The following is a 4780-nucleotide window of genomic DNA, read 5'->3' as shown; positions in this document are numbered from 1 at the left end:
CAACCTGAAGTTCGAGGTCGAGCTGATCGCCCCGATCGCGATGGAAGAGAAGCTGCGCTTCGCCATCCGCGAAGGCGGCCGCACCGTCGGCGCCGGCGTCGTCTCGAAAATCATCGCCTGAGGCTATTGCACTTCCGGAGGGCGGGTAGTATCAGCCCGCCCTTCGACCAACGAAACAGAACCTCTCGGGTGGGCGCCGTTGTCCAGGCCGATGTTCTAAAAGGATAAAACCGATGCAAGGTCAGACCATCCGCATCCGGCTCCGCGCCTTCGATTACCGTGTGCTGGACGCCAGCACCCAGGAAATCGTGAACACCGCGAAGCGCACGGGCGCCCAGGTTCGCGGTCCCATTCCGCTGCCGAACAAGATCGAGAAATTCACGGTTCTCCGTGGTCCGCACATCGACAAGAAGTCGCGCGACCAGTGGGAAATCCGCACGCACAAGCGTCTCCTCGACATCGTCGATCCGACCCCCCAGACCGTGGACGCGCTGATGAAGCTCGACCTCGCCGCTGGCGTGGACGTCGAGATCAAAGTGTAAGGAGGGCAACAGATGCGCTCTGGAGTTATCGCAAAGAAGCTGGGCATGACCCGGCTGTTCCTGGCGGACGGAAAGCAGGTTCCGGTGACGGTGCTGCAGCTTGACAGCCTTCAGGTCGTGGCACAGCGCACCGCTGACAAGGACGGCTACACCGCCGTTCAACTCGGGGCGGGTGTGGCCAAGGCCAAGCGGACCACCGCCGCGCAGCGTGGCCATTTCGCCAAGGCGAATGTCGCGCCGAAGCGCAAGATCGCGGAGTTCCGCGTCAGCCCTGACTGCCTGATCGAGGTGGGCGCGGAAATCACCGCGGACCACTATCTCGAAGGCCAGTATGTCGATGTCGCCGGCACCTCGATCGGCAAGGGCTTTGCCGGTGCGATGAAGCGTCACAACTTCGGCGGCCTGCGCGCCAGCCACGGTGTGTCGGTTTCGCACCGTTCGCACGGCTCGACCGGCCAGTGCCAGGACCCCGGCAAGGTGTTCAAGGGCAAGAAGATGGCCGGCCACATGGGCGCTGTCCGCGTGACCACGCAGAACCTGCAGGTCGTCCGCACCGACGCAGACCGCGGCCTGATCATGATCAAGGGCGCGGTTCCGGGCTCGAAGGGCGGCTGGGTCACCATCAAGGACGCCGTGAAGAAGCCGGAAGCAAAGGACGCCCCGCGTCCGGCCGCGATCCGCACCGCTGCGGCGCAACCTGCTGCCGAAGTCGCCGCCGAAGGGGGTGAAGCATGAAACTCGATGTGATCAAGCTGGACGGCAAGAAGGCCGGCTCCATCGACCTGGATGAGGCGCTGTTCGGCCTTGAGCCGCGCGCCGACATCCTGCACCGCGTGGTCCGCTGGCAGCGCGCCAAGGCCCAGGCCGGGACCCACTCGGTCCTCGGCAAGTCGGACGTCAGCTATTCGACCAAGAAGATCTATCGCCAGAAGGGCACCGGCGGCGCTCGCCACGGCTCCAAGAAGGCCCCGATCTTCCGTCACGGCGGCGTCTACAAGGGCCCGACCCCGCGCAGCCACGCCCATGACCTGCCGAAGAAGTTCCGCGCCCTCGGGCTGCGGCACGCGCTCTCGGCCAAGGCCAAGGCGGGCGAGCTGGTGATTTTGGACGCGGCTACGCTGGCCGAGGCCAAGACCGCCCAACTGGCCAAGATGAAGGCGGAACTCGGCTGGAAGCGCGTCCTGATCATCGACGGCGCCTCGGTCGACGCGAACTTCGCCCTGGCCGCCCGCAACCTGGACGGCGTGGACGTCCTGCCGACCATCGGCGCGAACGTCTACGACATCCTCAAGCGTGACACCCTGGTCATCACCAAGGCCGGTGTCGAAGCCCTGGAGGCGCGTCTGAAATGAGCAAGGCACCGAAAACCGCTGCGGCCGTGAAGCCGGAGCACTACGACCTGATCAAGAAGCCGGTCATCACCGAAAAGGCCACCCTGGCCTCGGAGGCGGGTGCCGTCGTGTTCCAGGTCGCGATGGACTCGACCAAGCCGCAGATCAAGGAAGCCGTCGAGGCGATCTTTGGCGTCAAGGTGAAGGCGGTGAACACCACCATCACCAAGGGCAAGGCCAAGCGTTTCCGCGGTCGCGCCGGCGAGCGGTCGGACAAGAAGAAGGCCTATGTCATGCTGGAAGACGGTCAGACGATCGACGTGACGACTGGTCTTTGAGCCTTAGGCTTGAGTGAAATGAGAGAGCCCCTGCGCGGCGCGCGGGGGCTTTTGCATTTAAGGCGCTTACAATGGAACAACACCCCATTTGGTAGGGTCAACGCCATGTCATTCATCAACTTCCCTGACGAAAAACTCATAGTCTACTCCGGCAATCAATAGTGTTTTTCCGATGGGTATCTTTGCACTCCAAGCGCGGTTGTAGACACCTATTGGATCCTCGGTCTCAGGATCGGCACGCAATGCATCGCGAGCTTGCTCACGACGATGCTCCTCCCGCATGTCGATGATCTGAAACGGGTCATGGAAACGACTTGCGTTCGAACGGAGGCAGGAGCTGATCAAAGCGTCATCATCTAAGTCCCGGCAAATTAGCCTCTCCAATAATAGATGGAGGTTGACACTTTTGGGTACACGCCACTCCTTCACAGGAGTTGCGTCTTTCGCGTACCGAGTGACCAGATACTCGGTTTTCTTCGGCACGAGGTCCTCCTTGGTCTTGGAACCACTGATGCCAGCAGCATCGTCATAACTGACATTTTCGGCGATAGCTGCTTAAGTCAAAGCGGCTACTAGAATCCCACCTTCCCCCCTTGCCACCCCCAACCCCCTCTGCTACTCCCGCGCCACGCCAGAAGCCCCGGATTCGTCCGGGGCTCTTGGTTTGTTCGTTCCCGATGCAGCCGCAAACGGAGCAAGCACCTAATCGGGGATCTTCGGAGCCCTTCACCGCCGGGTGGCGACACCCGTGCAAGCAAACGGAAGACAGGAAACATGGCACTCAAGTCGTATAAACCGACGACGCCTGGCCAGCGCGGGCTGGTTCTGATCGACCGTTCGGAGCTGTGGAAAGGCCGCCCGGTCAAGCACCTCACCGAGGGTTTGAACCGTTCCGGCGGCCGGAACAACACCGGACGTATCACGATGTGGCACCAGGGCGGGGGCGCGAAGCGTCTCTACCGGGTGGTCGATTTCAAGCGTCGCAAGTTCGATATCCCGGCGGTCGTCGAGCGGATCGAATATGACCCGAACCGCACCGCCTTCATCGCGCTGATCAAGTATCAGGACGGAGAACTGGCCTATATCCTGGCGCCGCAGCGCCTGGCCGTGGGCGACCAGGTCATCGCGGGCGCGAAGACCGACGTGAAGCCCGGCAACGCGATGCCGTTCAGCGGCATGCCGATCGGCGCCATCGTGCACAACGTGGAACTGAAGCCCGGCAAGGGCGGCCAGTTGGCCCGCGCGGCGGGCACCTACGCACAGTTCGTTGGCCGCGACGGCTCCTACGCCCAGATCCGCCTGTCGTCGGGCGAGCTGCGCATGGTCCGTCAGGAATGCATGGCCACCATCGGTGCCGTGTCGAACCCCGACAACTCGAACCAGAACTTCGGGAAAGCCGGCCGCATGCGCCACAAGGGCATCCGCCCGACGGTCCGCGGCGTCGCGATGAACCCGATCGACCACCCGCACGGCGGCGGCGAAGGCCGCACCTCCGGCGGCCGTCACCCGGTCACCCCGTGGGGCAAGGGCACCAAGGGCAACCGGACCCGCAAGCCCAAGGCGTCGGATGCGCTGATCGTCCGTTCGCGTCACGCCAAGAAGAAAGGGCGTTAATCCATGGCACGTTCCATCTGGAAGGGCCCGTTCGTCGACGGCTACCTGCTGAAGAAGGCCGAGAAGGCGAAGGCTTCGGGCAAGGGCGAAGTGATCAAGATCTGGTCGCGGCGCTCCACCATCCTGCCGCAGTTCGTCGGTCTGACCTTCGGCGTCTACAACGGCAAGAAGCACGTCCCCGTTGCGGTGACGGAAGAAATGATCGGCCAGAAGTTCGGTGAATATTCTCCGACCCGGACCTACTACGGTCACGCCGCCGACAAGAAAGCGAAGAGGAAGTAAGCCATGGGTGCGGAAAAGAACCCCCGCCGCGTGGCGGACAACGAAGCGATGGCCGTGCTGCGCATGCTGCGCACGTCCCCGCAGAAGCTGAACCTGGTCGCGGGCATGATCCGCGGCAAGAAGGTGGACAAGGCGCTTGCCGACCTGACCTTCTCCAAGCGCCGCATCGCGGGTGACGTGAAGAAGTGCCTGCAGTCGGCCATCGCCAATGCGGAAAACAACCACAACCTCGACGTCGACAGCCTTGTCGTGGCCGAGGCCTGGGTCGGCAAGAACCTGGTGATGAAGCGGGGCCGTCCGCGGGCTCGCGGCCGGTTCGGCAAGATCATGAAGCCGTTCTCGGAAATCACCATCAAGGTCCGTCAAGCCGGGGAGACCGCGTAATGGGACAGAAGGTTAACCCGATCGGGATGCGCCTCCAGGTCAACCGCACCTGGGACAGCCGCTGGTTCGCCGGGTCGAAGGACTATGGCGACCTGCTGCTGGAAGACCTCCGCATGCGCGAGTTCATCCACAAGGAGCTGAAGGCCGCCGGCATCAGCCGCGTGATCATCGAGCGTCCGCACAAGAAGTGCCGTGTGACCATCCACACCGCGCGTCCGGGCGTGATCATCGGCAAGAAGGGCGCCGACATCGAGACGCTGCGCAAGAAGCTGTCGCAGTTCACCAAGTC

At 63.1% G+C, this 4780-nt stretch carries 10 protein-coding genes; 9 read left to right on the top strand and 1 reads right to left on the bottom strand.

Going from position 1 to position 4780, the window contains the following annotated elements; all coding sequences use genetic code 11:
- From ACK4IU_RS18290 to ACK4IU_RS18270, 5 genes are all read left to right on the top strand, one after another.
- Positions 1-121: hypothetical protein (locus ACK4IU_RS18290; protein WP_409737502.1), on the top strand; the 121-nt coding region annotated here is incomplete at its 5' end.
- A gap of 112 nt (positions 122-233) precedes the next feature.
- Complete coding sequence (gene rpsJ / locus ACK4IU_RS18285; RefSeq protein ID WP_149589319.1) at positions 234-542, top strand: 30S ribosomal protein S10; 309 nt, start codon at positions 234-236, stop codon at positions 540-542.
- Positions 543-554: 12 nt separating this feature from the next.
- Positions 555-1277, top strand: coding sequence for a 50S ribosomal protein L3 (gene rplC / locus ACK4IU_RS18280; RefSeq protein WP_409738183.1), 723 nt, complete (start codon positions 555-557; stop codon positions 1275-1277).
- Positions 1274-1894 carry a 50S ribosomal protein L4 gene (rplD, locus tag ACK4IU_RS18275; RefSeq protein ID WP_409738180.1) on the top strand — a complete coding sequence of 207 codons (621 nt, stop codon included), beginning with the start codon at positions 1274-1276 and terminating at the stop codon, positions 1892-1894. Before rplC ends, rplD begins: the two co-directional genes overlap by 4 nt.
- On the top strand, positions 1891-2211 hold the full coding sequence (locus tag ACK4IU_RS18270; RefSeq protein WP_409738177.1) for a 50S ribosomal protein L23: 321 nt from the start codon (positions 1891-1893) through the stop codon (positions 2209-2211). The genes rplD and ACK4IU_RS18270 overlap by 4 nt, the downstream gene beginning before the upstream one ends.
- A gap of 108 nt (positions 2212-2319) precedes the next feature.
- On the opposite strand, the gene ACK4IU_RS18265 is transcribed toward ACK4IU_RS18270, so the two are convergent.
- Positions 2320-2694: a hypothetical protein gene (locus ACK4IU_RS18265; RefSeq protein WP_409738174.1), complete on the bottom strand. Its 375-nt coding sequence runs from the start codon at positions 2692-2694 to the stop codon at positions 2320-2322.
- A 291-nt stretch (positions 2695-2985) separates the two neighbouring features.
- On the opposite strand from ACK4IU_RS18265, the gene rplB reads away from it, so the two are divergent.
- The 4 genes from rplB to rpsC all read left to right on the top strand — a co-directional run.
- Positions 2986-3825 (top strand): 50S ribosomal protein L2, encoded by an 840-nt coding sequence (gene rplB, locus ACK4IU_RS18260; RefSeq protein ID WP_409738172.1) that lies wholly within the window; start codon positions 2986-2988, stop codon positions 3823-3825.
- Between the two features lie 3 nt (positions 3826-3828).
- The gene (rpsS, locus tag ACK4IU_RS18255; RefSeq protein ID WP_409738169.1) at positions 3829-4107 is read left to right on the top strand and encodes a 30S ribosomal protein S19; all 279 of its coding nucleotides are present in this window, start codon (positions 3829-3831) and stop codon (positions 4105-4107) included.
- Between the two features lie 3 nt (positions 4108-4110).
- Entirely contained in the window at positions 4111-4491 is a 381-nt protein-coding gene (rplV, locus tag ACK4IU_RS18250) for a 50S ribosomal protein L22 (protein WP_137110185.1), read from the top strand.
- Positions 4491-4780: 30S ribosomal protein S3 (rpsC, locus tag ACK4IU_RS18245; RefSeq protein WP_409738166.1), on the top strand; the 290-nt coding region annotated here is incomplete at its 3' end. The genes rplV and rpsC, both read left to right, overlap by 1 nt.

Source organism: Tabrizicola flagellatus, assembly GCF_046295235.1.
In the GTDB taxonomy this organism is placed as follows: domain Bacteria; phylum Pseudomonadota; class Alphaproteobacteria; order Rhodobacterales; family Rhodobacteraceae; genus Tabrizicola; species Tabrizicola flagellata_A.
Note: the sequence above shows the minus strand (reverse complement) of the source record. Positions and strands in the feature narration are given on the sequence as shown.